At 58.7% G+C, this 26,627-nt stretch carries 25 protein-coding genes and 2 tRNA genes; 14 read left to right on the plus strand and 13 right to left on the minus strand.

Annotated elements, in window-relative coordinates; translation table 11 throughout:
• Positions 1-72 precede the first annotated feature (72 nt).
• The 3 genes from RYB66_RS04725 to RYB66_RS04740 form a co-directional block, all read right to left on the minus strand.
• Positions 73-468, minus strand: a complete 396-nt coding sequence (locus tag RYB66_RS04725) for a hypothetical protein (protein WP_316893922.1) — start codon at positions 466-468, stop codon at positions 73-75.
• A gap of 596 nt (positions 469-1,064) precedes the next feature.
• Positions 1,065-1,141: transfer RNA gene (locus RYB66_RS04735), tRNA-Asp, on the minus strand.
• 21 nt (positions 1,142-1,162) lie between these two features.
• Positions 1,163-1,238: transfer RNA gene (locus RYB66_RS04740), tRNA-Val, on the minus strand.
• 171 nt (positions 1,239-1,409) lie between these two features.
• Here RYB66_RS04740 and rdgC point away from each other — a divergent pair.
• Positions 1,410-2,330 carry a recombination-associated protein RdgC gene (gene rdgC, locus RYB66_RS04745; protein WP_002552626.1) on the plus strand — a complete coding sequence of 307 codons (921 nt, stop codon included), beginning with the start codon at positions 1,410-1,412 and terminating at the stop codon, positions 2,328-2,330.
• Positions 2,331-2,419: 89 nt separating this feature from the next.
• Positions 2,420-3,367, plus strand: a complete 948-nt coding sequence (locus RYB66_RS04750; protein ID WP_316893923.1) for a bile acid:sodium symporter family protein — start codon at positions 2,420-2,422, stop codon at positions 3,365-3,367.
• 85 nt (positions 3,368-3,452) lie between these two features.
• Here the strand turns inward: RYB66_RS04750 and RYB66_RS04755 are convergent, their stop codons facing one another.
• Positions 3,453-5,327, minus strand: coding sequence for an MFS transporter (locus RYB66_RS04755; protein WP_002552624.1), 1,875 nt, complete (start codon positions 5,325-5,327; stop codon positions 3,453-3,455).
• A 243-nt stretch (positions 5,328-5,570) separates the two neighbouring features.
• Between RYB66_RS04755 and RYB66_RS04760 the strand changes: the two genes are divergently transcribed.
• Positions 5,571-9,044 carry a NahK/ErcS family hybrid sensor histidine kinase/response regulator gene (locus RYB66_RS04760; protein ID WP_316893924.1) on the plus strand — a complete coding sequence of 1,158 codons (3,474 nt, stop codon included), beginning with the start codon at positions 5,571-5,573 and terminating at the stop codon, positions 9,042-9,044.
• A gap of 55 nt (positions 9,045-9,099) precedes the next feature.
• Here RYB66_RS04760 and RYB66_RS04765 read toward each other — a convergent pair whose 3' ends face one another.
• Together RYB66_RS04765 and cysK are read right to left on the minus strand one after the other, a co-directional pair.
• Positions 9,100-10,038: an aspartyl/asparaginyl beta-hydroxylase domain-containing protein gene (locus RYB66_RS04765; protein WP_004657737.1), complete on the minus strand. Its 939-nt coding sequence runs from the start codon at positions 10,036-10,038 to the stop codon at positions 9,100-9,102.
• A 177-nt stretch (positions 10,039-10,215) separates the two neighbouring features.
• Positions 10,216-11,190: a cysteine synthase A gene (gene cysK, locus RYB66_RS04770; protein ID WP_002552621.1), complete on the minus strand. Its 975-nt coding sequence runs from the start codon at positions 11,188-11,190 to the stop codon at positions 10,216-10,218.
• Between the two features lie 126 nt (positions 11,191-11,316).
• Between cysK and RYB66_RS04775 the strand changes: the two genes are divergently transcribed.
• The gene (locus RYB66_RS04775; RefSeq protein ID WP_005740961.1) at positions 11,317-12,384 is read left to right on the plus strand and encodes a DUF748 domain-containing protein; all 1,068 of its coding nucleotides are present in this window, start codon (positions 11,317-11,319) and stop codon (positions 12,382-12,384) included.
• Here RYB66_RS04775 and RYB66_RS04780 read toward each other — a convergent pair.
• Positions 12,381-12,869: a DUF2442 domain-containing protein gene (locus RYB66_RS04780; protein WP_004657733.1), complete on the minus strand. Its 489-nt coding sequence runs from the start codon at positions 12,867-12,869 to the stop codon at positions 12,381-12,383. The genes RYB66_RS04775 and RYB66_RS04780 overlap by 4 nt on opposite strands.
• Positions 12,866-13,096 (minus strand): DUF4160 domain-containing protein, encoded by a 231-nt coding sequence (locus tag RYB66_RS04785; protein ID WP_044317730.1) that lies wholly within the window; start codon positions 13,094-13,096, stop codon positions 12,866-12,868. Before RYB66_RS04785 ends, RYB66_RS04780 begins: the two co-directional genes overlap by 4 nt.
• A gap of 205 nt (positions 13,097-13,301) precedes the next feature.
• Here RYB66_RS04785 and RYB66_RS04790 point away from each other — a divergent pair, with 205 nt between their 5' ends.
• Positions 13,302-14,147 (plus strand): AAA family ATPase, encoded by an 846-nt coding sequence (locus RYB66_RS04790; RefSeq protein WP_002552618.1) that lies wholly within the window; start codon positions 13,302-13,304, stop codon positions 14,145-14,147.
• A 39-nt stretch (positions 14,148-14,186) separates the two neighbouring features.
• Positions 14,187-15,365 carry a vWA domain-containing protein gene (locus RYB66_RS04795; RefSeq protein WP_004664285.1) on the plus strand — a complete coding sequence of 393 codons (1,179 nt, stop codon included), beginning with the start codon at positions 14,187-14,189 and terminating at the stop codon, positions 15,363-15,365.
• Positions 15,366-15,426: 61 nt separating this feature from the next.
• On the opposite strand, the gene RYB66_RS04800 is transcribed toward RYB66_RS04795, so the two are convergent.
• The 3 genes from RYB66_RS04800 to RYB66_RS04810 all read right to left on the minus strand — a co-directional run bounded on the left by RYB66_RS04800 (position 15,427) and on the right by RYB66_RS04810 (position 17,336).
• Entirely contained in the window at positions 15,427-15,951 is a 525-nt protein-coding gene (locus tag RYB66_RS04800; protein WP_005782803.1) for a DUF2937 family protein, read from the minus strand.
• A 43-nt stretch (positions 15,952-15,994) separates the two neighbouring features.
• The gene (locus tag RYB66_RS04805; RefSeq protein WP_005782804.1) at positions 15,995-16,783 is read right to left on the minus strand and encodes a class II glutamine amidotransferase; all 789 of its coding nucleotides are present in this window, start codon (positions 16,781-16,783) and stop codon (positions 15,995-15,997) included.
• 76 nt (positions 16,784-16,859) lie between these two features.
• The gene (locus RYB66_RS04810; protein WP_005740964.1) at positions 16,860-17,336 is read right to left on the minus strand and encodes a hypothetical protein; all 477 of its coding nucleotides are present in this window, start codon (positions 17,334-17,336) and stop codon (positions 16,860-16,862) included.
• Positions 17,337-17,467: 131 nt separating this feature from the next.
• Between RYB66_RS04810 and RYB66_RS04815 the strand changes: the two genes are divergently transcribed.
• The 7 genes from RYB66_RS04815 to RYB66_RS04845 all read left to right on the plus strand — a co-directional run bounded on the left by RYB66_RS04815 (position 17,468) and on the right by RYB66_RS04845 (position 24,340).
• Positions 17,468-19,528, plus strand: coding sequence for a S9 family peptidase (locus RYB66_RS04815; RefSeq protein ID WP_117139797.1), 2,061 nt, complete (start codon positions 17,468-17,470; stop codon positions 19,526-19,528).
• 80 nt (positions 19,529-19,608) lie between these two features.
• Positions 19,609-20,085 (plus strand): cyclic nucleotide-binding domain-containing protein, encoded by a 477-nt coding sequence (locus RYB66_RS04820; RefSeq protein ID WP_002552612.1) that lies wholly within the window; start codon positions 19,609-19,611, stop codon positions 20,083-20,085.
• A 66-nt stretch (positions 20,086-20,151) separates the two neighbouring features.
• A complete protein-coding gene (locus tag RYB66_RS04825) occupies positions 20,152-20,526 on the plus strand; it encodes a YajD family HNH nuclease (protein WP_002552611.1) in 375 nt (124 codons plus the stop codon).
• 85 nt (positions 20,527-20,611) lie between these two features.
• A complete protein-coding gene (locus RYB66_RS04830) occupies positions 20,612-22,390 on the plus strand; it encodes a copper resistance system multicopper oxidase (RefSeq protein ID WP_316893926.1) in 1,779 nt (592 codons plus the stop codon).
• 11 nt (positions 22,391-22,401) lie between these two features.
• Positions 22,402-23,286 (plus strand): copper resistance protein B, encoded by an 885-nt coding sequence (locus RYB66_RS04835; RefSeq protein ID WP_316893928.1) that lies wholly within the window; start codon positions 22,402-22,404, stop codon positions 23,284-23,286.
• 74 nt (positions 23,287-23,360) lie between these two features.
• A complete protein-coding gene (locus tag RYB66_RS04840; RefSeq protein WP_002552608.1) occupies positions 23,361-23,861 on the plus strand; it encodes an RNA methyltransferase in 501 nt (166 codons plus the stop codon).
• A gap of 98 nt (positions 23,862-23,959) precedes the next feature.
• Complete coding sequence (locus tag RYB66_RS04845) at positions 23,960-24,340, plus strand: DUF2892 domain-containing protein (protein ID WP_002552607.1); 381 nt, start codon at positions 23,960-23,962, stop codon at positions 24,338-24,340.
• 4 nt (positions 24,341-24,344) lie between these two features.
• Here the strand turns inward: RYB66_RS04845 and RYB66_RS04850 are convergent, their stop codons facing one another.
• Entirely contained in the window at positions 24,345-24,794 is a 450-nt protein-coding gene (locus RYB66_RS04850; RefSeq protein ID WP_002552606.1) for a YcgN family cysteine cluster protein, read from the minus strand.
• Positions 24,795-25,005: 211 nt separating this feature from the next.
• On the opposite strand from RYB66_RS04850, the gene RYB66_RS04855 reads away from it, so the two are divergent.
• Positions 25,006-25,599, plus strand: a complete 594-nt coding sequence (locus RYB66_RS04855; RefSeq protein ID WP_004657710.1) for a nitroreductase family protein — start codon at positions 25,006-25,008, stop codon at positions 25,597-25,599.
• 65 nt (positions 25,600-25,664) lie between these two features.
• On the opposite strand, the gene RYB66_RS04860 is transcribed toward RYB66_RS04855, so the two are convergent.
• Positions 25,665-26,597 (minus strand): D-2-hydroxyacid dehydrogenase, encoded by a 933-nt coding sequence (locus RYB66_RS04860; protein WP_057405454.1) that lies wholly within the window; start codon positions 26,595-26,597, stop codon positions 25,665-25,667.
• Positions 26,598-26,627 lie beyond the last annotated feature (30 nt).

A 26,627-nucleotide genomic window follows, 5' to 3' on the forward strand; every position in this document is an offset into this window, starting at 1 on the left:
GATGGAAAGCCGGAGGCGTTTGACAAGGTTCTGCCCTCGCCCCCCCCCCCAACCCCGGTGAGGCTCATTCAATCAGTTGCTGCACGCCAGCTGAAAACTCATAGAAGCGTCACCCGAGGCACCGTCCTTACCGACCATGAGACCTAACACATTGACTTCTTTTTTGGTGGCAGCGCCACCCAACTTGACGTGACCGTAGAACAACCGTTCATAGTCACTGGTATCAATAGAAGATGCCGAGCAGAAACCAGGCGAGCGCTTGAAGTGGTCTTCATTGAAAATCACTTTATACGTTGCGAAATAGTCGCTCTTACTACTGTAACTTACGGACTTGATCCACGGAGACGATTGAGCAACGACAGTGCCGTGCTGATCGATAGTCGCGGTGTGCAGCAAAGGCAAGGCCAACGCGCTGACGGAGGCGGCCATGACAGAGGCAGCCATGAGCAGTTTAAGACCAGTGTTCATATAATTTCCTTATTTAAATATAGAGCATTCAACCGCCCTGACAGGGCGACCTTACACAATCAGATATAAGACATTCGGTCAGCACACTGAAGGCGCCAGCCGACAAAACCAGCTAATACCAGCGAAGATGAGAAATCAAGGACTTGATCGCGTTAAACAAAGAGCTAGTCATAAACTTCAATAAATAAGGAAATAACTTACATTGGCTAAGAGGAAGTCTTACCTGATGATGCGTGGAAGCACACAACTTTGTATCACATGAAAACAGCGCTCCTCTGCAATAATCAACCAGACCGTGCCGTCAGAAACCAAACGTCAAGGGTATTGAACTGCGATGACTGCACTGAATATTGTTTTCACAACGCGCATCAAAATGGACTGCTGACCCTGGCCAACGTGGCCGATGCAGATGGCCCGCGCATGGTCGAAAGCCTGGGCGGAAATAGCTTGGTCGTATGGTCACCAGGATGGCTCGGTAGCTGCCTGTCACACCCCGATGAATGAACGAAGACTTCATCGTTTCAGGAAAGCAGAAAGCCCGCACAAGGCGGGCTTTCTGTTTGCTTCAAGGAGTTCAAGGGCCTTGAAGCTGAATATGGCGCAGCGGACGGGACTCGAACCCGCGACCCCCGGCGTGACAGGCCGGTATTCTAACCGACTGAACTACCGCTGCGCGTAACACTAAAAGCGAGTTTGGTGGGTGATGACGGGATCGAACCGCCGACCCGCTGCTTGTAAGGCAGCTGCTCTCCCAGCTGAGCTAATCACCCTTCACTCTCGGTGTGGCGCGCATTCTACGGAGCGACCTGCACTCTGGCAAGCACTTTTTTAAATAATTTTTATAATCCTTCCAAAGGCTTACAAACGCTCTGTGCAGGGTTGGCCGCAGCCGCCGAGGAGCGAATAATGCCCGCCTTTGTATAGAAAGAGAGACTCACCTCATGTGGTTCAAAAACCTGCTTGTCTATCGCCTGACCCAGGACGTGCCTTTCGATGCCGAAGCGCTGGAGACAGCACTGGCAACCAAACCGGCTCGTGCCTGCGCCAGCCAGGAGGTGGCCACCTATGGTTTCGTCGCTCCTTTCGGCAAGGGCGAGGACGCTCCATTGGTACACATCAGTCAGGACTTCCTGCTGATTGCTGCACGCAAGGAAGAGCGCATTCTGCCGGGCAGCGTTGTACGCGACGCGCTCAAGGAAAAGGTCGACGAGATCGAAGCCGAGCAGATGCGCAAGGTCTACAAGAAGGAACGTGATCAGCTCAAGGATGAAATCATCCAGGCCTTTCTGCCGCGTGCGTTTATCCGCCGCTCCGCGACCTTCGCTGCCATCGCGCCAAAGCAGGGCCTGATTCTGGTCAACGCCTCCAGCCCGAAACGCGCCGAAGACCTGCTGTCGACCCTGCGTGAAGTGATCGGCTCGTTGCCGGTACGTCCGCTGACCGTCAAGGTTTCGCCGAGTGCGACCATGACCGACTGGGTCAAGACCCAGAAAGCGGCCGACAACTTCTTCGTGCTTGACGAATGCGAACTGCGCGACACCCACGAAGACGGCGGCATCGTACGTTGCAAGCGTCAGGACCTGACCAGCGACGAAATTCAGCTGCACTTGAACACCGGCAAGGTCGTCACCCAGCTGTCGCTGGCCTGGCAGGACAAACTGTCGTTCGTGCTGGACGACAAGCTGGTGGTCAAGCGCCTGAAGTTCGAAGACCTGCTGCAGGATCAGGCGGAACAGGACGGTGGCGACGAGGCACTGGGCCAGCTGGACGCCAGCTTCACACTGATGATGTTGACCTTCGGCGAGTTCCTGCCGGAACTGTTCGACGCGCTGGGCGGCGAGGAAATCCCGCAGGGGATCTGATCCCCGCCCGTCGCTGCCCGCAACACCGCGCCGTCCTGTGAGACGGCGCGTTCATTTCACACAGTTTTTTTTACAGGAGGGAGCACCCCATGCGTGCGTTGGCAGCCTTGAGTCGGTTTGTCGGTAATACCTTTGCTTATTGGGTGCTGCTGTTCGCCATCCTGGCGTTTCTGTTCCCGCAGGCCTTTATCGGTCTGAAAAGCTGGATCGTACCGCTGCTGGGTCTTGTCATGTTCGGCATGGGTCTTACCTTGAAGCTGGAAGACTTCTCTGAGGTGGCGCGAAACCCGTGGCGCGTTGCGCTGGGTGTGGTCGCGCACTTTGTGATCATGCCCGGCGTGGCCTGGTTGCTGTGTCAGGTGTTTCAACTGCCGCCGGAAATCGCTGTGGGTGTGATTCTGGTCGGCTGCTGCCCGAGCGGTACGTCATCCAACGTCATGGCCTGGCTGGCCAAAGGTGATCTGGCGCTGGCGGTGGCAATCGCGGCGGTGACCACCCTGCTCGCCCCGCTGCTGACCCCGACCCTGATCTGGTTCCTGGCGTCGGCGTGGCTGCCGGTGTCCTTCCTCGATATGTTCTGGTCGATCCTGCAACTGGTCATGCTGCCGATCGTGCTCGGTGTGGTTGCACAGCGTCTGCTGGGTGCGCGGGTCAGCTATGCCGTGGACATGCTGCCGCTGGTCTCGGTGGTGAGCATCGTAATGATCGTCTGCGCCGTAGTTGCCGCCAGCCAGGCGAAAATCGCCGAATCGGGCTTGTTGATCATGGCCGTGGTGATCCTCCATAACACCTTCGGCTTTTTGCTGGGTTATTTCACCGGCAAGGTCTTCAAGCTGCCATTGGCGCAACGCAAGTCACTGGCGCTGGAAGTCGGCATGCAGAACTCCGGCCTGGGCGCTGCGCTGGCCAGCGCACATTTCTCGCCGTTGGCGGCGGTGCCGAGCGCGCTGTTCAGCGTCTGGCACAACATTTCCGGTGCGTTGCTATCGACGTATTTCAGGAAGATGCCGGAGGAAGAAACCAGGCAGGGTCGTTGATGAGCGGCGCATGACTGGGATGCAGAAATGCATGCCTACGAGCATTGGCACGACAGTCATATCGTGCCAATGCAGCGCGGAGCGCTTATTGCACCTTCCCTCTCAGCGCCTTCACCTCTTCACGCACATCCACCGGCGTTGCAACATCTGCTGCAATGGGCGAACCCGCGACCAGCACCACACGCGACCAGAGGCGACGGAACAGGGTCTTGCTCGGGTCACGGCTGAAAAAGCTGCCCCACAGGCCTTGTAGTGCCAGCGGAATGACCGGCACCGGGGTTTCCTCAATGATGCGGCTCATGCCGCTCTTGAAGCCGCTGATCTCGCCGTCGGTGGTCAGCTTGCCTTCCGGGAAGATGCACACCAGCTCGCCTTCCGCGAGGTACTGAGCGATGCGCTTGAACGATTGCTCGTAGATGTCCATGTCCTCGTTGCGCCCGGCAATCGGGATGGTCCCGGCCGTGCGGAAGATAAAGTTGAGGACCGGCAACTGGTAGATCTTGTAGTACATAACAAATCGGATCGGCCGCCGCACGGCACCGGCAATCAGCAACGCATCGACAAAGGACACATGATTGCAGACCAGCAGCGCTGCGCCCTCATCTGGTATCCGGTTCAAATCGCGATGCTCGACGCGGTACATGGAATGGCCCAGCAGCCAGATCATGAAGCGCATGGTGAACTCGGGGACGATTTTGAAGATGTAGATATTGACGGCGATGTTCATCAGCGACACCGCCAGAAACAGCTGCGGAATCGACAGTTTGGCGAAGCTCAGCAGCAGGATCGAAACAATCGCCGAAACCACCATGAACAGCGCGTTGAGGATGTTGTTGGCAGCAATGACCCGTGAGCGCTCTTTCACCGGTGTTCGCGACTGGATCAGGGCGTACAACGGCACGATATAGAAACCGCCGAACACGCCAATGCCCAGGATATCGAACAACACCAGCCAGCCCTGCCCGTAGGAAAGGACCGCCAGCCAGTCGTTGGCCTGCACGTTCTGCGGGAAACCACCGGAATGCCACCACAACAACAGACCGAAAATCGTCAGCCCCATCGAGCCAAACGGCACCAGCCCGATCTCGACCTTATGCCCGGATAACCGCTCGCAAAGCAGCGAGCCCAGCGCGATGCCAATGGAGAACACGGTCAGGATCAGCGTGACGACCGTTTCGTCGCCGTACATCCACTCTTTGGCGTAGGCGGGGATCTGCGTCAGGTAGATAGCACCGACAAACCAGAACCACGAGTTGCCGACAATCGAGCGCGAGACTGCGGGCGTCTGTCCAAGCCCCATGCGCAGGGTCGCCCATGACTGGGTGAAAATATTCCAGTTGAGTTTCATCTCGGGCGAGGCGGCAGTCGCGCGCGGAATACCGAAGCTGGCAACGAACCCCAGGCAGGCGACCAGCACGATGGCAGCCGCCACCACCCAGGCGTAATGCGCAGAAGACATCATCACGCCAGCACTGATGGTGCCGGCCAGAATCGCCAGGAAGGTGCCCATCTCGACCAGCGCGTTGCCACCGACCAGTTCGCTCTCGCGCAGGTGCTGGGGCAGGATCGAATATTTGACCGGCCCGAACAGTGCTGAATGCGTGCCCATGGCGAACAGCGCCGCCAGCATCAATTCAAGGTGATCGAACAGAAAGCCCGCAGCCCCGACCGCCATGATGACGATCTCGCCGAACTTGATAATGCGGATCAGCGTGTCCTTGGGGTACTTCTCGCCGAACTGCCCGGCCAGCGCCGAGAACAGGAAGAACGGCAGGATGAACAGCAAGGCACACAGATTGACATAGATCGAACGATCCCCGTCGATGCTCAGCTTATAGAGGATGGCGAGGATCAATGACTGCTTGAAAATATTGTCATTGAACGCCCCGAGGGACTGCGTGATGAAAAACGGCAGGAAACGGCGTTTCCCGAGCAAGCTGAATTGTGACTGTTGGCTCATCGTCCGTGGTCCTGAGAGGCTGGGGTGAACTGACGTAGCCGCCAATCCGAGGCACATTGAAGACGTAACGCTGCCGAATGTCGATAGGACATTTCTTTTTACAAAACACCCCGCACCTTTTTTCATCGTTACTAGCGTTTGCGTAACAGCTGCGACACCCCGCCACGCTCGACCTTGGTCGACAAAGACGAAGCGCGGCCATCGTGCGAGACTGCGCGCTATCGATACGGTGTGGAATTTCATATGTCGCTGTCCAGCGGGCTGATTGCGGCCGTTGCCCTTACCTACATGGCCATCATGTTCGCCATCGCCTTTTACGGCGACCGCTACAGCGCATCGCTGCGCCCGACCATGCGCGCCTGGGTCTACAGCCTGTCGCTGGCGGTGTATTGCACCAGCTGGACGTTTTTCGGTGCGGTGGGTCAGGCCGCCGAACAGCTGTGGTCGTTCCTGCCGATTTATCTGGGGCCTATCGTGCTGATGGTGCTGGCGCCATGGGTGCTGCAGAAGATGGTGCTGATCAGCAAGCAGGAGAACATCACCTCCATTGCCGACTTCATCGCGGCACGCTACGGCAAGTCCCAGTCACTGGCGGTCATGGTCGCGCTGATTTGCCTGATCGGTATGCTGCCGTATATCGCGCTGCAACTGAAAGGCATCGTGCTGGGCGTGAATATCCTGATCGGTGCCGTGGCTGATTCCACCGGCACCCGCGCTCAGGACACCGCGCTGGTGGTGTCGCTGATTCTGGCGTTGTTCACCATCGTCTTCGGCGCACGCAATCTGGATGTGACTGAACACCATCGCGGTATGGTGCTGGCTATTGCTTTCGAAGCGCTGGTCAAGCTGTTCGCGTTCATGGCAGTCGGCGTGTTTGTCACGTTCGGCCTGTACGACGGATTCGACGACCTGTTCAATCAGGCCAAACTTGCGCCACGCCTCGAGGAATACTGGCAAGACACGATCAACTGGCCGTCGATGTTCGTGCAGACCGGTGTGGCGATGATGGCGATTGTCTGCCTGCCGCGACAGTTTCACGTCACGGTGGTCGAAAACATCGAGCCTCAGGACCTGAATCTCGCCAAATGGGTGTTCCCGGCCTATCTGGCACTGGCTGCATTGTTCGTCGTGCCGATTGCGCTGGCCGGACAAATGCTGCTGCCCGCGTCCATGCTTCCCGACTCGTTCGTGATCAGTCTGCCACTGGCGCACGCTCATCCGTCACTCGCCCTGCTGGCCTTCATCGGCGGCGCATCGGCGGCAACCGGTATGGTGATCGTCGCCTGCGTGGCGCTGTCGACGATGATATCCAACGACATGCTGTTGCCCTGGCTGTTAAGGCGCAAAAACACCGAGCGGCCGTTTGAAGCGTTTCGTCACTGGATGCTCTCGGTAAGGCGCATCAGCATTGTGATGATTCTCCTGCTGGCCTATGTCAGCTACCGGATGCTGGGCTCAACGGCCAGCCTGGCGACTATCGGGCAGATTGCCTTCGCCGCGATCACCCAGTTGGCACCGGCCATGTTCGGTGCGCTGTACTGGAAGCAGGCTAACCGGCGTGGTGTCTTTGCAGGCCTGGCGGCGGGGATCTTCATCTGGTTCTACACCCTGGTATTGCCGGTCGCGGCGCATGGCATGGGCTGGTCGCTGAGCAATTTCCCGCTACTGTCCTGGCTGCACAGCAACCCGTTCGACCTGCCGATCTCACCGATGACTCAGGGCGTGGTGCTGTCAATGGCCGGCAACTGCACGCTGTTCGCCTGGGTGTCGATGTTGTCGCGCACCCGAGTGGCGGAGCACTGGCAGGCAGGTCGTTTCATTGGCCAGGAAACCCAGGGGCGCGACTTCAGCCGACCGCTGCTCGCCGTCCAGATAGAAGACCTGCTCAACCTCTCGGCGCGCTTTGTTGGTGAAGACCGGGCGCGTCAGAGCTTCATTCGCTTCGCCAACAGACAAGGCAAGGGTTTCAACCCCAGTTTGAATGCCAACGGAGAGTGGATCGCGCACACCGAGCGGCTGCTGGCTGGCGTGCTAGGCACTTCCTCGACCCGCGCCGTGGTCAAGGCTGCTATTGAAGGGCGCGACATGCAGCTGGAAGACGTCGTACGCATCGCCGACGAAGCGTCCGAAGTCTTGCAGTTCAACCGTGCGCTGTTGCAGGGGGCCATCGAAAACATTACTCAGGGCATCAGTGTGGTGGATCAGTCCTTGAGGCTGGTGGCCTGGAATCGCCGCTACCTCGAGCTGTTCAATTACCCCGAAGGCCTAATTGGCGTCGGCCGGCCGATTGCCGACATCATTCGCTACAACGCCGAACGTGGGCTGTGCGGGCCGGGTGAGGCCGAAGTGCATGTAGCGCGACGTCTGCACTGGATGCGTCAGGGCCGCGCGCACACCTCGGAGCGGCTGTTCCCCAACGGGCAGGTGATCGAGCTGATCGGCAATCCGATGCCCGGCGGCGGTTTCGTCATGAGTTTCACCGACATCACCGCGTTTCGTGCCGCCGAACAGGCCCTCAAAGGCGTCAATGAAAGCCTTGAGCAGCGTGTCGCCGCACGTACCCATGAGTTGTCGCAGCTCAATCAGGCGCTGACCGAGGCCAAGGGCATCGCCGAAGCCGCCAACGAATCGAAAACCCGCTTTCTGGCCGCCGTCAGCCATGACCTGATGCAGCCGCTGAATGCTGCAAGGCTGTTTTCTGCTGCGCTGTCGCATCAGCAGGACGGAATTTCCAGCGACGCCCAGCAATTGGTCCAGCATCTGGACAGCTCGTTGCGTTCTGCCGAAGACCTGATCAGCGACCTGCTGGACATCTCGCGCCTGGAAAACGGCAAGATCACCCCGGACCGCCAACCATTCCCGCTCAACGCGCTGTTTGACACCCTGGGCGCCGAATTCAAAGCGCTGGCCCAGGAGCAAGGTCTGAATTTTCGTGTCAGAGGCACTTCGCTGCGCGTCGACAGCGACATCAAGCTATTGCGCCGGGTCCTGCAAAACTTCCTGACCAATGCTTTCCGCTATGCCAAAGGCCCTATTCTGCTGGGTGTCAGGCGTTACGGCGACAGCCTGAGCCTTGAGGTCTGGGACCGCGGGCCGGGCATCCCCGAAGATAAGCGCCAGGTGATCTTCGAAGAATTCAAACGCCTCGACAGCCACAAGACTCACGCAGCGAAGGGGCTGGGCCTGGGGCTGGCTATTGCCGATGGTTTGTGTCGCATTCTCGAGCACCCTTTGCAGGTGCGTTCGTGGCTTGGCAAAGGCAGCGTTTTCAGCGTGCGGGTGCCACTGGCAGCAGCCCCGGCGACAATGCCCGACACGCTGCCGGATGTCAGCCGACCCGCGCTGAACGGCACGCAGGTGCTGTGTGTCGACAATGAAGACAGCATCCTGATCGGCATGAACAGCCTGCTATCACGCTGGGGTTGTCAGGTGTGGACCGCTCGCAGTCGTCAGGAATGCGAAGCACTGCTGAACAATGGCGTCAGGCCGCAGATTGCGTTGGTGGATTACCATCTGGATGAGGGCGAGACCGGCACTGAACTGATGGCCTGGCTAAGAACACGCCTGGGGCAACCAGTGCCGGGCGTGCTGATCAGCGCTGATGGTCGTCCGGAGTTGATCGCTCAGGTGCACGCAGCAGGACTCGATTATCTGCCAAAACCGGTCAAGCCTGCAGCGCTGCGAGCGCTGCTGAGCCGGCATGTGAATCTGGACTGAGAAAGGGCTGACGGTTGTTCGCCGTGACCGCGGACAACCGGATCAAAGCGGTTGCTTAACCAAACAACCAGTAGCCCAACAATGTCAGCACCACTACCGCCAGCACAGGCCGCAAAACGCGGTAAGCCTTGGGGTTGGCGCGCTTGAACTGCTTGACCTTGCCACTGAAGCCGTCGCTGAAGCGCTTGCTGAACGCATACGCCTGATTGATCCCGCCGACCCGCTCGTCGTCCAGATTCTGCGGCGCGGTTGCGCGGCCCAGAAACGCACTAACGCTGCGGTTCACACGCGTCATGAAGCGGTTGGTCAGCGGACGCTCGACGTCACAGAACAGAATCACCCGGGTCTGCGGCGTTTCATTCTTGACCCAGTGCACGTAGGTCTCGTCGAACATCACGTCCTGGCCGTCACGCCATGCGTATTCCTTGCCATCGACAAAGATCCGGCAGTCATCGGAGTTCGGCGTGGACAGCCCCAGGTGATAACGCAGGGAACCGGCAAACGGATCGCGGTGCGGATTGAGGTGGCTGCCGCCCGGCAACAGCGCGAACATCGCGCCTTTGACGTTGGGAATGCTGTTGACCAACTCAACGGTCTTCGGGCACAGCGCTTCGGCAGATGGCAGTGCCTTGTCATACCATTTCAGATAAAAACGCTTCCAGCCCTTCTTGAAGAACGAGCCGAAACCGGCGTCGTTATTCTTCTCGGCCGCACGAATGTAGCCTTCATCGAACAGGTGCATGGCTTCGTCGCGAATGGTTTCCCAGTTGTCCTTGAGGATATCCAGCTCAGGGAATTTGCTGCGATCCAGATACGGCTCGGACGGCACACGGGAAAACAGGTACATCAGTGCGTTGTAAGGCGCGAACAATGCCGAATGGTTGACGAACTGCCGCAACAGGGGCAGCCGGGCCCGACCGCGCAAATGAACGTACAGCGTGCTGCCCAGAAACAGCATCAGGATCGATGCCTTGGCAACAAATGAAAGGGTCATGAAGCTCTCCTTGAAGCGGGCAGATAACGCCAAACGTCACGCGGGCAGTACTGATGCATGATTCTGAATGAAAGACCGCAAACACCGGAGGGACAGAGATAATCGTCCGGTGACGCGTAAGCTGGTCATCATAAACCCTTGCGTTGCCCGCATGAAGTGCACACTTGCGAAGATGTGTTACTGAGAAAGCTCCTGATCGGTAAACAGGTCGCTGAACAGCATGCTGGACAGGTAACGTTCGCCAGAGTCAGGCAGGATCACCACGATAGTCTTGCCCTGCATCTCCGGTTTTTCAGCCAGACGAACGGCTGCCGCCATGGCCGCGCCGCAGGAAATACCACAGAGAATGCCCTCCTCCTGCATCAGACGCCGGGCCATGGCCTTGGACTCTTCATCGGTGACACGCTCTACCCGGTCGACAATCGACAGATCGAGGTTTTTCGGAATGAAACCGGCACCGATGCCTTGAATCTTGTGCGGGCTGGGTTTGATCTCTTCACCGGCCATCGCCTGGGTGATAATCGGCGAACCGTCTGGCTCGACCGCAACCGACAGGATCGGCTTGCCTGCGGTGTGCTTGATATAGCGGGAAATACCGGTGATAGTCCCGCCAGTCCCGACGCCTGCCACCAGTACGTCGATAGCGCCGTCGGTGTCCGCCCAGATTTCAGGGCCGGTGGTCTTTTCATGGATGGCCGGGTTGGCCGGGTTCTCGAACTGTGCGGGCATGAAATATTTTTCCGGATCGCCCGCCAGCAGCTCTTCTGCCTTGGCAATCGCACCTTTCATCCCCTTTGCCGGTTCAGTCAACACCAGTTCGGCACCCAACGCCTTGAGTACCTTGCGACGTTCTATGCTCATGGAAGCGGGCATGGTGAGCATCAATTTGTAACCACGGGCGGCGGCAACGAATGCCAGGCCAATCCCGGTATTGCCCGAGGTCGGTTCGACGATGGTCATGCCGGGCTTGAGTTTGCCGCTGCTTTCAGCGTCCCAGATCATGTTGGCGCCGATACGGCACTTGACGGAGTAGCCCGGATTACGCCCCTCGATCTTGGCCAGAATCGTGACACCGCGTGGCGCAATACGATTGATCTGCACCAGCGGCGTATTACCGATGGAATGGGCGTTATCAGCGTAGATACGGCTCATGAAAGTGTCCTTGTGCACATCGGTTAAAGACCCAAAGCCTATGCCGCCAGCCCTGGGGCGTCCAGTCTGACCGAACGGATGACCGCGTGCGTAGTCAATCCCTCATTGAAACAGGAGACTCATGTCATGAAACGTCGCTACAGCTGGCCGCTATGGACCCTGGCCGCTCTGGTAGTTCTGCTGATCGCGATCAATATCGCCTTGCCCTATCTGGTGCGCGACTATCTGAACGACAAACTGGCCGACATGGGCGACTACCGAGGTGAGATCACCGACGTAGACCTCGCACTATGGCGAGGGGCTTACCGGATCAAGGGACTGAAGATCGTAAAGACCGATGGCAAGGTCCCGGTGCCCTTTTTCGACGCACCGATGATCGAACTGGCTGTCAGCTGGCATTCACTCTGGTATGACCATGCAGTGGTCGCGAAAGCCCTCTTCACCGGCCCGCAGATCAACTTCGTGGACGGCGGCAGCAAGCAGAACTCGCAGACCGGTCAGGGCACCGACTGGCGTACCCAGATGGACAAGCTGCTGCCCATCACCCTCAACGAATTGCGCATCGATAACGGGCGCATCACGTTCAATAACTTCAACTCCACGCCCAAGGTCAAAATCGAGGCGGATCAGGTCAATGCCAGCATCTACAACCTGACCAACGTGGTCGACGTGGAAGGCAACCGCGATGCCGAGTTCAAGGGCAAGGCACGTCTGCTGGGCCATGCCGATCTGGAGAGCACCGCCAGATTCGATCCGTTCAGCAACTTTGAAGATTTCGACTTCAAACTGCGCGCCACCGGCATTCAGCTCAAGAAGCTCAACGACTTCTCGTCGGCGTATGGCAAGTTCGACTTTAACGCCGGTGACGGCGATCTTGTGATTGAAGCGCAAGCGGATAAAGGGCAGCTCAGCGGCTACATAAAGCCCCTGCTACGCAACGTGGACGTGTTCAACTGGCATCAGGACGTCGAGAACAAGGACAAGGGCGTTTTCCGCTCGATCTGGGAAGCGCTGGTCGGCACCAGCGAAACCGTGTTGAAAAACCAGCGGGAAAACCAGTTCGCCACCCGTGTCGACCTGAGCGGCAGCGTCCATCAGCAGGACATCAGCGGCTTCCAGGCGTTTCTGCAGATTCTGCGCAACGCCTTCGTACAGGCATTTAATGCGCGGTATGAGAGCAGCAAGGGGTCTTAGTGGTTTTTTTTATCCACGGAATAAACGCCCCGCTCCTCGGCGGCATGTGCCTGTTGCTGCAATGCATCCCAGCCCAGGCAAGCCAGCGCAAGGGTACGTGGCGTAGCTTCGCGAGAGTTGCTGTAGCGAGTGATACTGCGAGGGCTGACACCCAACGCCTGTGCGGCCTTAGCCAAGGGCAAACCCGTGCGGGCACGCCACCCGATGAAAATACGCGTGTTTTCGTCGGTGGCAGCTTGAGCCTGAGCGTCGAGATACAGGGTATCCGCACCGATCTGGATATCCAGTTCCGGCCATTCAACCGTCCAGCCATCATCGCCCACTTGGGCGTGGGCGAAAGCTTCAGCAGCAATCAAGGGTCGTAACCCCGGAAAAGCCTGCACATCAGCGCTCATGTCGAGGACGAATTGTTGATCGTCGATGAATGTCAGGGCCAGCCGGTATCCGGACTGCGCCTGAACATCCTTGAGCCGGGGTCGTTTCATGGATGCCATCGTTTCCACTCCTCCATCAGTTCGTCGCGGTGAATTCGTATCCATTCGAGAGCTTCCTTAAGCACAACAGTCGGGGCATGTCCGCGCATGGGCTCTACGAGCTCAAGGCAAATCAGTACATCCAGACCACCACCGGTCAGATGCACATGCGGCGGCAGGTGGTCTTTTTCCCTCAACTGAATCCTGTATTTATCCCTGAATCTGTATTTAGTCGACATGAAGTGTATGGTATAGCCAAATTAGCCATACAGAAAGCAGCGTTACAATTTCGACCCGGTCACTGCGTGACGCCCCATTCAAGAACTGAATGAGGCGTCTGCGTTCACAGCCGTCCGGCAGCCGCGTTATAGTTCCGGCATTGCTTGCCCCTGTTACGGTGTGCGCACCGACAGGCTGCGCCTACCCACGTGAAAAGGATTGATCATGAAGTTCGAAGGTACCCCGGCATACGTCGCCACTGACGATCTCAAGCTGGCGGTCAACGCGGCAATCACGCTGGAGCGTCCGCTGTTGGTCAAGGGCGAGCCCGGCACCGGTAAGACCATGCTGGCTGAGCAACTGGCCGAGTCCTTTGGCGCGAAGCTGATCACCTGGCACATCAAGTCCACCACCAAGGCGCATCAGGGCCTGTACGAATACGATGCCGTCAGCCGTCTGCGTGACTCGCAACTGGGCGTCGACAAAGTCCACGACGTACGTAATTACCTGAAAAAGGGCAAGCTCTGGGAAGCCTTCGAGTCCGATGAGCGGGTCATTTTGCTGATCGACGAGATCGACAAAGCCGACATCGAGTTCCCCAACGACCTGTTGCAGGAACTCGACAAGATGGAGTTCTACGTCTACGAAATCGATGAAACGATCAAGGCCAAAAAGCGCCCGATCATCATCATTACCTCCAACAACGAAAAGGAATTGCCGGACGCCTTCCTGCGTCGCTGCTTCTTCCACTACATCGCCTTCCCGGACCGTGCCACGCTGCAACGCATCGTCGACGTGCATTACCCGGACATCAAGAAAGACCTAGTGAGCGAAGCGCTGGACGTGTTTTTCGACGTGCGCAAAGTGCCGGGCCTGAAGAAGAAGCCCTCCACGTCCGAACTGGTGGACTGGCTGAAGCTGCTGATGGCCGACAACATCGGTGAAGCCGTACTGCGTGAGCGCGACCCGACCAAGGCGATCCCGCCGCTGGCCGGGGCGCTGGTCAAGAATGAACAGGATGTGCATTTGCTTGAGCGTCTGGCGTTCATGAGCCGCCGCGGCAACCGTTGAGCGCCTCCATCAACCCCGTTACGTAAAAGGGCGACAGCCATGCTGCTCAACCTGTTCAACGAAATGCGCGCGGCCAGAGTGCCGGTGTCTCTGCGTGAATTGCTGGACCTGATCAATGCGCTGAAACAGCGGGTTATCTTTGCCGATATCGATGAGTTCTACTTTCTTGCGCGCACGATTCTGGTCAAGGACGAGCGCCATTTCGACAAGTTCGACCGGGCCTTCGGTGCGTATTTCAAAGGTCTGGAAAATCTCGACGATCATTTGCAGGCATTGATCCCCGAAGACTGGCTGCGCAAAGAGTTCGAGCGCTCGTTGAGTGACGAGGAACGCGCGCAGATTCAGTCCCTCGGCGGCCTCGACAAGCTGATCGAGGAATTCAAGAAGCGTCTGGAAGAACAGAAGGAACGCCACGCCGGTGGCAACAAATGGATCGGCACAGGTGGCACCAGCCCTTTCGGCTCGGGGGGCTATAACCCTGAAGGCATTCGTGTCGGCGACGCAGGGGAACGCAAGGGCAAGGCAGTCAAGGTGTGGGATCAGCGCGAATATAAAAACCTGGACGATCAGGTCGAGCTGGGTACGCGCAACATCAAGGTGGCCCTGCGCCGTCTGCGCAAGTTTGCCCGCCAGGGCGCTGCGGATGAACTGGACATCGACGGCACCATTGATCACACCGCTCGCGATGCGGGCCTGCTGAACATTCAGATGCGCCCTGAGCGGCGCAACACCATCAAATTATTGCTGCTGTTCGACATCGGCGGTTCGATGGACGCGCACGTCAAGATCTGCGAAGAGCTGTTCTCGGCCTGCAAGACCGAGTTCAAGCATATGGAGTATTTCTACTTCCATAATTTCATCTACGAATCGGTGTGGAAGAACAACCTGCGCCGCGGCTCGGAGCGGACCGCCACTCAAGACCTGCTGCACAAGTACGGCGCAGACTACAAAGTGATTTTCATCGGCGACGCTTCAATGGCACCGTATGAAATCACCCAGCCCGGTGGCAGCGTCGAACACTGGAATGAAGAAGCAGGCTATGTATGGATGCAGCGCTTCATGGCCAAATTCAAGAAGATCATCTGGATCAATCCCTACCCCAAGGATGCCTGGGACTACACCACGTCCACGCATATCGTGCGCGACCTGATTGAAGGACAGATGTACCCGCTAACCCTGCGCGGCCTGGAGGAAGGCATGCGTCATCTGGCGAAATAAGCATGACGGGCGCGTGCTGACTCTACGCAACGCCCGTTCTCGTTATTACCCTCTCCAGCGATCAACGCCAGTCCCGCTCAAGTTGCGGCTTGCGTCGTCCACCGTGGATCACCCAGCCGAGTAACAGCCCGATGCTTTCCACCGCAAGGGCCAGCAGCAATGCACTGATGATGCCCCAGGCAATGACTTCGGGGGCCAGCAGGACTTGCCATGTATAACCGTTGAACGTTTCCCGGCGAATATCCGCATCGGCAGACGTGACGACGAACAGGGCTTTGGAATACCACGGTCCCTGGAGTCCGAGCCACTGACGCTCAAGGATATGGGTACGACTCATCAACGTATCGATGTTGTCCGCATCGGCTCGGAAAACCGGGTCTTCGCTGCTGCGATAGTGCTGGATCAGCGCCTGTATATCGCCCTTGAAGAACTGCTGCGCAGTAGCGGTGTAGCCCTTGACGGCCTGTTGCGCCTCGATCAGATGCGCTTCGACACGCTTGCTGTAATCACTGATGAATCCGGGGATCTGTACCCCGAACAGCAGGCCTGTCGTGAACAGGACCAATCGCAGATAACTTCGCAGCATCAATATCCCTCTTCTTTTATCCAGTATGCCGGTGGAGGCGCTGTTACTGCACTGCTGTCTCGACCGAGCCTTGCGCCACGCACTCACCCTTGCGCCACAGGCTCCACTGGCCCGGTTCATAGCGCTTCCAGTTTTCGTTCTCGGTCAATGGCTCGGTGGCGATCACAGTCACCACGTCGTGCGGCGTTGTTTCAGCCTGAAAATCGACAATCACGTCGACATCTTTCAACCTTGCCGGGCCGAACGGCGCGCGCCGGGTGATCTGGACCAGTTTGGTACTGCAAAAGCAAAACAGCCAGTCGCCATCGCTCAACAGGCAGTTGAACACGCCTTTACTACGGTATTCAGTGCAGGCCTGGATCAGTGAAGGCAGTAATTGCTCAACCTCAACCGGCTCGGGAAAGGCTTCGCGAACGCGATTGAGCAGGTCGCAGAATGCAGCTTCGCTGTCGGTATCGCCCACCGGCCTGTAGAAAGTGGCACCGGGGGTGAAATCCGCCAGCTGGCCATTGTGCGCAAAGCACCAGTTGCGACCCCAGAGTTCACGCACGAAAGGATGTGTGTTGGACAGACAGACCTTGCCGACGTTGGCCTGACGAATATGGCCAATAACCACTTCGCTTTTGATCGGATAGCGCTGCACCAGTTGCGCAACTTCAGATTCACTGCTGGCTGCGGGGTCCTGGAACAAGCGCAGGCCGCGACCCTCGTAGAAGGCAATGCCCCAGCCATCGCGATGCGGACCAGTACGCCCGCCACGCTGCATCAGCCCGGTAAAGCTGAAGACTATGTCGGTGGGGACATTGGCGCTCATGCCCAGTAGTTCACACATGCTCAGGTTCTCGCTTCAAGACGTTTTGCAGCAGGTCATGCGCCGACAATGACGGCGCATGCCAACGAAGCGGGATCTACAACCGCGGTTCGACTCGCGCAGCCCTGGTCGGAGGAAGCGGCGCAGCGGATTTGCGAGGGTAATGATCGTCCTCGGCAAACGGTTCGTCAGCGGGGTCTGTGTCGACAGGCTGAGCGGCGGGCCGGGGCTGGCGAGCCTTGCGGCTGCGCTCGATCGGCCAGCGGATAAGCACGAACAGCGCGTACGCAGCGAAGGCGAACATGCCATACATGGCCAGATCCGACACAGCGGTCCAGACATTGCTGCCGACCTTGAACATCAGGTCGAGCGCGGTAATCGCCACGGCTGGCGCCATCGCATCCTTGGCAGGGTCGACCATGGTCGGCGTAAACAGCAGCACCGCGACTGCTACCAGCAACGGTTCCTTGAGATAACGCCACATCCAGCGGGTCATCAGGAACCATACCAGCAGGCAACCCAACGCGGCGAAGGCGTAGACGCTCCAGGCGATCAGATAGTCGTTTTCGGTCATGACGTCCGTGGTAAGGCAGGTAAAGAGGCGCTTATGATAACGGCTTTTGCCTGACGCGGCTTGCCTCGCTTCAGTAATCGGTTCAGCGTGTACCGAATTTCCATGATTGATGCCTAAACAGAGAGCCCAGCATGTCCTTCTCGAATGCAACCTCCAGCGCCCCGATTGCTCGCAAGGCCGACGGTTCCGATCCCTATGCCTGGCTACAGAACCGCGACACTGACGAGGTGCTCGACTACCTCAAGGCGGAAAACGCCTGGCAGGAGCAGCAACTGGCAGAGCAGACCGGGTTGCGCGAAAACCTGTTTCAGGAGATCAAGGGCCGTATCCTTGAAACCGATCTGTCACTGCCCTCCCCTTGGGGGCCGTACCTTTATTACACGCGCACCACACAAGGCGATGAATACGCCCGTCACTATCGCTGCCCGCGCCCGGCCGACGACTCCAATACCGTGGACGAAAGCCTTGAAGAACTGTTGCTGGACCCGAACGCCATGGCCGATGGCGGCTTCTTTTCGCTGGGCGCGTTCAGCATCAGCCCCGACCACCAGCGCCTGGCCTACAGCCTGGACACCAGTGGCGACGAGGTGTACCAGCTTTACGTCAAGGAACTGAGCACCGGCCAGATCAGCAGCCTGCCGTTTGAGGACTGCGACGGCAGCATGACCTGGGCCAACGACAGCCAGACCCTGTTTTTCGGCGAGCTGGACGAGACCCATCGCCCCGGCAGGCTGCATCGCCACACATTGGGCAATGCATCGGCAGAGCTGGTGTTCGATGAGCCGGACGGTCGATTCTTCCTGCACTGCTTCCGCAGCAGTTCCGAACGCCAACTGATCATTCTGCTCAACAGCAAAACCACCAGCGAAGCCTGGGTGCTGGACGCCGATCATCCGCAACAGGCCTTCACCTGCCTCGCGCCGCGCAGCGAAGGGCACGAGTATTATCCGGATCACGGGCTGCTCGATGGTGTGTGGAGCTGGTTCATCCGCAGCAATCAGAGCGGCATCAACTTCGCGCTGTATCACGCAGCGGAACACGCCAGTGGCACCCCGGCTCGCGAAGACTGGCAGACCCTGGTTGCGCACGATGACAAGGTCATGCTCGAAGGCGTGAGCCTCAACGCGAAGGCCATCAGTCTGAGCCTGCGCGAGGGCGGCCTGCCGATCATCGAAGTGCGCTCGCAGGACCTGCCTGCCTATCGCGTGCAGTTGCCCGACGCCGCGTACAGCCTGTATGTGCAGGACACCCTGGAGTTCGACAGCGACAGAATTCGCCTGCGCTATCAGTCGCTGAACCGTCCGGCACAGGTGCGTCAACTGACCCTGGCCAGCGGCGAGCAGGTAGTGCTCAAGGAAACACCGGTGCTGGGCACTTTCAACGCCGACGCCTACGTCAGCCAGCGTCTGTGGGCGACCGCCAGTGATGGCACTCAGGTGCCGATCAGCCTGGTGGTCAAGCGCGAACTGGCCGGCAAGGCGACCCCGCTGTATCTGTACGGCTACGGTGCCTACGGCGAAAGCCTCGACCCGTGGTTTTCCCACGCGCGCCTGAGCCTGCTTGAACGTGGCGTGGCGTTTGCCATCGCCCATGTACGCGGCGGTGGCGAGCTGGGCGAGGCCTGGTATCGCAATGGCAAGCAGGAACACAAGCAGAACACCTTCGGCGACTTCATTGCCTGCGCCGAACACCTTGTTGCTCAGGGCCTGACCAGCGCCGAACAGCTTGTGATCAGCGGCGGCAGCGCCGGTGGCCTGCTGATCGGTGCCGTGCTCAATCAGCGACCCGAGCTGTTCAAGGCAGCAATTGCCGAAGTGCCGTTCGTCGATGTGCTGAACACCATGCTCGATCCGGACCTGCCGTTGACCGTCACCGAATACGACGAATGGGGCAACCCGCAGGAGCCTGAGGTCTATGAGCGCATCAAGTCCTACGCGCCTTATGAGAACGTCAGCGCTCAGGCGTACCCGGCCATGCTGGTCATCGCCGGTTACAACGACAGCCGTGTGCAGTATTGGGAAGCCGCCAAATGGGTCGCGAAGTTACGCGCCCGCAAAACCGACGATAATCTGCTGCTGCTCAAGACCGAACTGGGTGCCGGACACGGCGGCATGAGCGGTCGCTATCAAGGGTTGCGTGACGTGGCGCTGGAGTACGCGTTTATCTTCAAGGTATTGCAGATCGCCGAATGAACTTGGCGTGAAACACCTGTCTTACTAGCATCGGGGGGCACGGAGCTGCCCCCTTCGTATCAGGATTGAAAGACCGAACCATGTCAGAACCATTGTCCAACCTGAACAACGCCATACGCGACATGCTGCTGGACTGCGGCCTGTTCGACACGCTGCTGCCCGGCGACTTCGTGACTGTAGCCGGGTATTTCAGCATTACCGACATCGAAAAAGGCGAGACCATCTTTGCCGAGGGCGATGCCGGGACATTCATGTGCATCATTCATCAAGGCACTGTGTCTGTGCAGAAACTTGCCGCAGACGGTCAACAGGTCGAAATCGCCGTTCTGCGGCGCGGGCGGGCGTTCGGGGAAATGGCTGTACTGGATGGCGAACGTCGCTCGGCCAGCTGTATCGCGGCCACCCAATGCCAGTTATTGAACCTGGGACGCGACTCTCTGGACAAGATGCTCGACGAAGCGCCGAAAATCGCCGCCAAGATCATTCGTGCCCTGGCCATCTCGTTGTCCAGGCGCCTGCGCATGGTCGACGGCCAATTACTGTCGCAGCAGGTGTGAGTTTGCCCATCTGGCGCTAAACTTGCCGATATTCCGCTTTCAATGCGCACACGCACAGGTGACACCATGAGCACGGCCAATCCTCCTTCCCATACTGCCAAGCTGGACCGCATTCTGGCCGACGCCCAGCGCGACCGAGAAATGGGTTACCGCGACAAGGCGTTGCGCATGTACCCGCACGTTTGCGGCCGTTGCGCCCGCGAGTTCGCTGGCAAACGCCTCAGCGAACTGACCGTGCACCACCGCGACCACAACCATGACAACAACCCGCAGGACGGTTCCAACTGGGAGCTGCTGTGCCTGTATTGCCACGACAACGAGCACTCGCGTTACACCGATCAGCAGTATTTCGCCGACGGTTCGCTGAGCACTCCGAAAACCGCCAAGGCAACCCACAACCCGTTCGCCGCGCTGGCGGGATTGATGAAGAAGGACGAGTAACCCGGTACTTTCCCGCCACCGTATTTCCCCGCCCTACCCACGCAGTCTTCGACCTGCGGCCAACCGACTGACCGGATACTTCGCCATGCCCTCCTGTACCTCAAGACGAACCTTTGTGAAAGGGCTTGCCGCCAGTGGCATCCTCGGTGGCCTGGGGCTGTGGCGCAGTCCGGCATGGGCGGTTCCGAACCCGGGTCAGCCGGCCGGGCTGTCCGGCACCGAGTTCGATCTGTATGTCGGCGAAACCCAGGTCAATATCACGGGTAATACCAGAACCGCGATGACGATCAACGGCGGTATTCCAGGCCCGCTGTTGCGCTGGCGCGAAGGCGATACGGTGACCATCAGGGTAAAAAACCGTCTCGACGAAGCCACCTCGATCCACTGGCACGGCATCATTCTGCCCGCCAACATGGACGGCGTGCCGGGGCTGAGCTTCGACGGTATCGCGGCCGATGGCATGTACGTCTATCGCTTCAAGGTCAAACAGAACGGCACCTATTGGTACCACAGCCACTCGGGCTTTCAGGAACAGTCGGGGGTTTACGGGCCGCTGGTGATCGACGCCAAAGAGCCAGAGCCATTCAAGTACGACCGCGAACACGTGATCATGCTCAGCGACTGGACCGACGAAGAGCCGCTTCAACTGATGAAAACGCTCAAGAAACAGTCCGATTATTACAACAATAACAAGCGTACTGTCGGCGACTTCATCAACGACGTCGGTGAGAAAGGCTGGAGCGAGACCACTCGTGATCGCTGGATGTGGGCGAAAATGGGGATGGAGCCGACCGACCTGGCGGATGTCAGCGGCGCGACCTACACCTACCTGATGAACGGCCAGGCCCCGGACATGAACTGGACCGGCCTGTTCAAGCCTGGCGAGCGGATTCGACTGCGCTTGATCAACGGCTCGGCCATGACGTATTTCGACGTGCGTATTCCGGGCCTGAAAATGACCGTAGTCGCCAGCGATGGCTTGCACGTCAAGCCAGTAACGGTCGATGAATTGCGCATCGCAGTGGCAGAAACCTTCGACGTGATCGTCGAGCCTGCCGAAGGTGCCTACACGCTGTTCGCCCAGTCGATGGACCGCACCGGCTACGCCCGCGGCACCCTGGCCAGCAGGCCCGGCTTGCATGCCGTGGTCCCGCCCCTGGATCCACGCCCATTGCTGAGCATGGATGATGTGGGCATGGCGGGTATGGATCATGACAGCATGAACCACGGCGCAGCCCCGGCGATGGACGACATGTCAGGCATGGACCATAGCAAGATGGGCCATGACTCGATGCCCGGCATGGACCATAGCAAGATGCCGATGAAAGAAACACCTGCCATGCAGTCACACCCGGACAGCGAACAAAACAATCCGCTGGTCGACATGCAGGCCATGAGCACCTCGCCCAAACTCGACGATCCGGGCATCGGCCTCAGGAACAACGGGCGCAGAGTTCTGACTTACACAGACCTGCGCAGCACCTTCGAAGACCCGGACGGTCGTGAGCCCAGCCGCACGATCGAACTGCACCTGACCGGGCACATGGAAAAATTCGCCTGGTCGTTCGACGGTGTGAAATTCTCGGACGCCAAACCGCTCATGCTCAAGTACGGCGAGCGAGTGCGTATCCTGCTGGTCAACGACACGATGATGTCTCACCCCATCCATCTGCACGGCATGTGGAGCGATCTGGAAGACGAAAACGGTCAGTTCATGGTGCGCAAACACACCATCGACATGCCTCCGGGTTCACGCCGCAGCTATCGCGTCACCGCTGACGCACTGGGCCGTTGGGCTTATCACTGTCACATGCTGTACCACATGGAAATGGGCATGTTCCGCGAAGTGCGGGTGGAAGAATGAGGATTTTACCGGTGAATGGATTGCGCAACTCGTCCTGCCTGCCAACCCTGCTGCTGACGGCAGGCCTGGCCATAACACCCTGGGCAACCACGCTGGCTGCCGGAATGGAAGGCATGGAAGGCATGGATCATGGCAGCCACTCGATGCCTATGGACGCCAGCGAGCACAATGCCGTCCCCATGCAGAGCCGAACACCAATCCCGCCCGTCACCGACGCCGACCGGGCTGCGGTGTACACCAGCCATAGCGGGCATCAGGTCCACGACAGCGCCATCAACAGTTACTTTCTGGCCGACAAGCTGGAATGGCAGGACGCAAACGACGGCAGCGCGCTGGCCTGGGACCTGTCCGGCTGGATTGGCGGTGATGTCGACCGCTTGCTGCTGCGTTCAGAGGGCGAGCGCAGCAACGGCAAGACCGAGGAAGCGGAAGTCCAGGCGTTATGGGGTCATGCCGTCAGCTCATCGTGGGACGTAGTCGCTGGCGCACGCCAGGACTTCAAACCTGGCGCGCCACAAACCTGGGCGGCTTTCGGCCTGCAAGGGCAGGCGATTTCGGATCTTGATATCGAAGCCACCGCATTCATCGGTGAAGCCGGGCAGACCGCGGCGCGCCTGGAAGCCGACTACGACCTGTTGCTGACCAACAATCTGATTCTTCAACCCACTGCCGAGCTGAATTTCTACGGCAAGAACGACCCGCAACGCGGCAATGGCTCGGGCCTGTCGACCAGTGAGTTCGGCCTTCGGCTGCGCTATGAAATCACCCCGCAATTCGCTCCTTACGTGGGCGTAACCTGGGATCGGTCCTACGGCAATACCGCCGATTACGCACGCGAAGACGGCGAGGACGTTGCCGATGCACGGCTGGTCGTCGGTTTACGCATGTGGTTCTGAGAGCGTCGGAATTGAAAATGGCATTGCTCTGACGCTGCCGTATAATCCCCGGTTTTCTTCAGAGCACCCTCCCCGTGGCCAATAAACGGTACGCCTGCATCGGTCTTTACAACCCCAAGTCCCCGGAAAATGTCGGCTCCGTCATGCGAGCAGCCGGCTGCTACGGTGTGGCGTCGGTGTTCTATACCGGTAAACGCTATGAGCGTGCGCGGGATTTCATCACCGACACCAAGAAAATCCATCAGGACATCCCGCTGATCGGCATCGAAGACCTCAAAAGCATTCTGCCGCTGGGTTGTATTCCGGTGGCCGTCGAACTGGTGGACGGTGCCCGTGCCCTGCCTGAATACACGCACCCTGACCGCGCGTTGTATATCTTCGGTCCGGAAGACGGCTCGCTGGATCAGGACATTCGCGACTGGTGTGAAGACGTGGTCTATATCCCGACCGAGGGATGCATGAATCTGGCCGCGACCGTCAATGTGGTGCTCTACGACCGCATGGCCAAAGGCATCAATACCCGCTCGGGGCCACAGTTTGGTCGCGAGAAAATCGATCCGGCCAGCGACCGCTGACGGAAAAGCATTGAACCTGTGTCGCGGGCGAGCAGTCAGTTTCTCTGAACCGGTTTACTACCTACTTCCTGCGAATTACCGCCTCATGGAGAGCCATCATGCGCGACACCCCGATTATCGAACGCATCGACACACCTGAACTGCTGCAGCGCAACCCTGATCAGAACGTCCACGGCTGGGAGCGCATTGGCTCACTGGCTGGCGGTGTACTGATGATGGGCAAAGGTGTCCGTCGTGGCGGCTTTCTGGGCCTGATCCAACTGGCCATCGGCGGCGCAGTGCTGGCTCGCGGCATCAGCGGTCACTGCTCGGCCAAAAGCCTGGTGGAAAAAGGTCGCAGCGACCTGCACAGCGCCCGCTCGACTATCGAACGTGCCGGTGCCCAGTTGAACAACCTGAAAGACGACGCCGAAAACGCGGTGAAAAACGCTGCCGTCAAAGGTGTGGAAGCGCTGGCCGAGCCAAAGCCGGTCGTTTAAACGCTCAACCTGCGCGAAAGATCAGGTAATCCTCCCAGTCGTCTTCGGCCACACTGTTCTCGCTGAGCATGCGGCCTGACTGGGAGATACGCTCGTGATGCACAGCCGTGCGATCACCACACACCAAGTGATGCCAGAGCGGCAAATCCTTGCCCTCGCTGACCAGCCGATAGCCACAGGTCGGCGGTAGCCATTTGAATTCATCTGCCTGCCCCGGCGTCAGCTGAATACAGTCAGGCACCGACGCACGACGATTGGCGTAGTCGGAGCACTGGCAGGTCTTCAGGTCCAGCAGCTTGCAAGCGATCCGCGTGTAATAAACGCTGTTGTCCTCTTCGTCTTCCAGCTTCTGCAGGCAGCACAAGCCACAGCCATCGCACAACGATTCCCACTCCTCGGTGTTGAGCTGGTCGAGGGTCTTGCGAATCCAGAAGGGTTCAACTTTAGCGGCCATGGTTCGGACAACGATATCGAAAATGAAAAGGCCGTCAGTCTAGAGGTACAAGGGGTGCGGGCCAAGCACTTGCGACTGCCGGTAGCCGGGACTTGTCAGCGACAGGGCAAAACAGTAGCGTTAACGGGTTTTCCAGTGCGCTCAAGCGATGCCTGCCGACCACGGCCCATCAAGCCACGCTCGTTTTTCACCTTCGCTATCAAGGACTTTCATGAGCACGAACCCTCGCATCGCCGATCACCCTATCGACCCGCAATTCACCGAGCGCTGGTCGCCACGTGCATTCAGTGGCGAAAGCATCGATCAGGAAACCCTGCTGAGCTTTTTCGAAGCGGCACGCTGGGCACCCTCGGCCTACAACACGCAGCCTTGGCGTTTTCTGTATGCACGTCGCGACACGCCTAACTGGGAGCGTTATCTGGGCCTGCTGAACGAGTTCAACCGCAACTGGGCGCAACATGCAGCAGCATTGGTGATCATCGTCTCCAAGACCACCTTCGTCGCGCCAGGCGCAACCGAAGAAAGCCCGGCCTTGTGGCACACCTTCGATACCGGCTCGGCCTGGGGTTATCTTGCGCTGCAAGCGAGCCTGAGCGGCTGGCACACCCACGGCATGGCGGGCTTCGATCAGGACCTGACCCGCAAGGAGCTGAACATTCCAGAGGATTACGCACTGCACGCTGCCGTAGCCATCGGCAAAATCGGTGACAAGTCGACGCTGCCGGAATACCTGCAAGGCCGCGAAGCGCCAAGCCCGCGCAAGCCACTGGCAGAACTGGCTGCTGAGGGTGATTTTTCGCTGTAACTGACTGTTCTCTGCAATCGATGCCGACGAGCCGACGCCTAAACGTCGGCTCGTTCGGAACGGCTTCAATAACCTCGCGAAAAATCGACCTCTCCGCGCAGTGCTTCTCCAGCCTGAAACGCCTTGAGGTTTTCAACGAAAAGCTCGGTCATGGCCACCGGCGATGTCGGTGCCGAACTGTGACCGGTCAACAGCAGACCATAGGCGGTCCAGAATGGATGGCGCTGCGGCAAAGGCTCCTGACGGCAGACGTCAATGACCGCACCGGCCAGATGGCCTTCCTTCAACGCCTCGACCAGATCTGCGTCCACAACCGCTACACCGCGCCCAACGTTAATGAACAGCGCCGTTGGCTTGAAGCTGGCAAACAGCTTCGCGTCATACAGGTCGTGGGTCTCAGGTGTGTTGGGCAGTAGATTGATGACGTAATCCATCTCGCCAAGCAGACGCGTCATGTCAGACAGCGGTGTTATCTCGATGAACGGCGCCTGAGTGCGCGCACTGGAGGCCACGCCGTAGACGTGCACACCGAACGGCAAAAGAAACTCGGCGACACGCTGGCCGATATCACCGGCGCCCACGATCAATACCTTGCGACCAGACAGACTCTGGCCAGTACGATTGTCCCACTTGCGCTCGACCTGACTCATCAAACGCGCCAGCACCTCACGCTCGTGGCCGAGCATGTAGGTCAAAACAAATTCGGCCATGACCTGACCGAAAATCCCGACTGCACGTGTCAGGCGATATTCGCGCGACAGGCTGTCGGCCAGCAGTGGCGTAATACCCGCCCAGGTGGATTGCAGCCACTGAGGCTTGTGCCCTTGACGCAGCAGGTTGGCCATCAGGTCCGGCTGTCCCAGCCAGACCGGGCAATCGCTGGCCATTCGCGACAGCTCGGCAGAGTCGCCCGTGCTGAAGACTTCCAGATCAGGCGCAGCCTTGCGCAACAATTGGGTGTAAACGTGATAATCGTGCTCGGCAATCAGAACGCGCATGTTTCAAAAACCTTAAAAACAGGACAGGCA

This window comes from Pseudomonas syringae group sp. 243L2, assembly GCF_032587875.1.
In the GTDB taxonomy this organism is placed as follows: Bacteria; Pseudomonadota; Gammaproteobacteria; order Pseudomonadales; family Pseudomonadaceae; genus Aquipseudomonas; species Aquipseudomonas amygdali.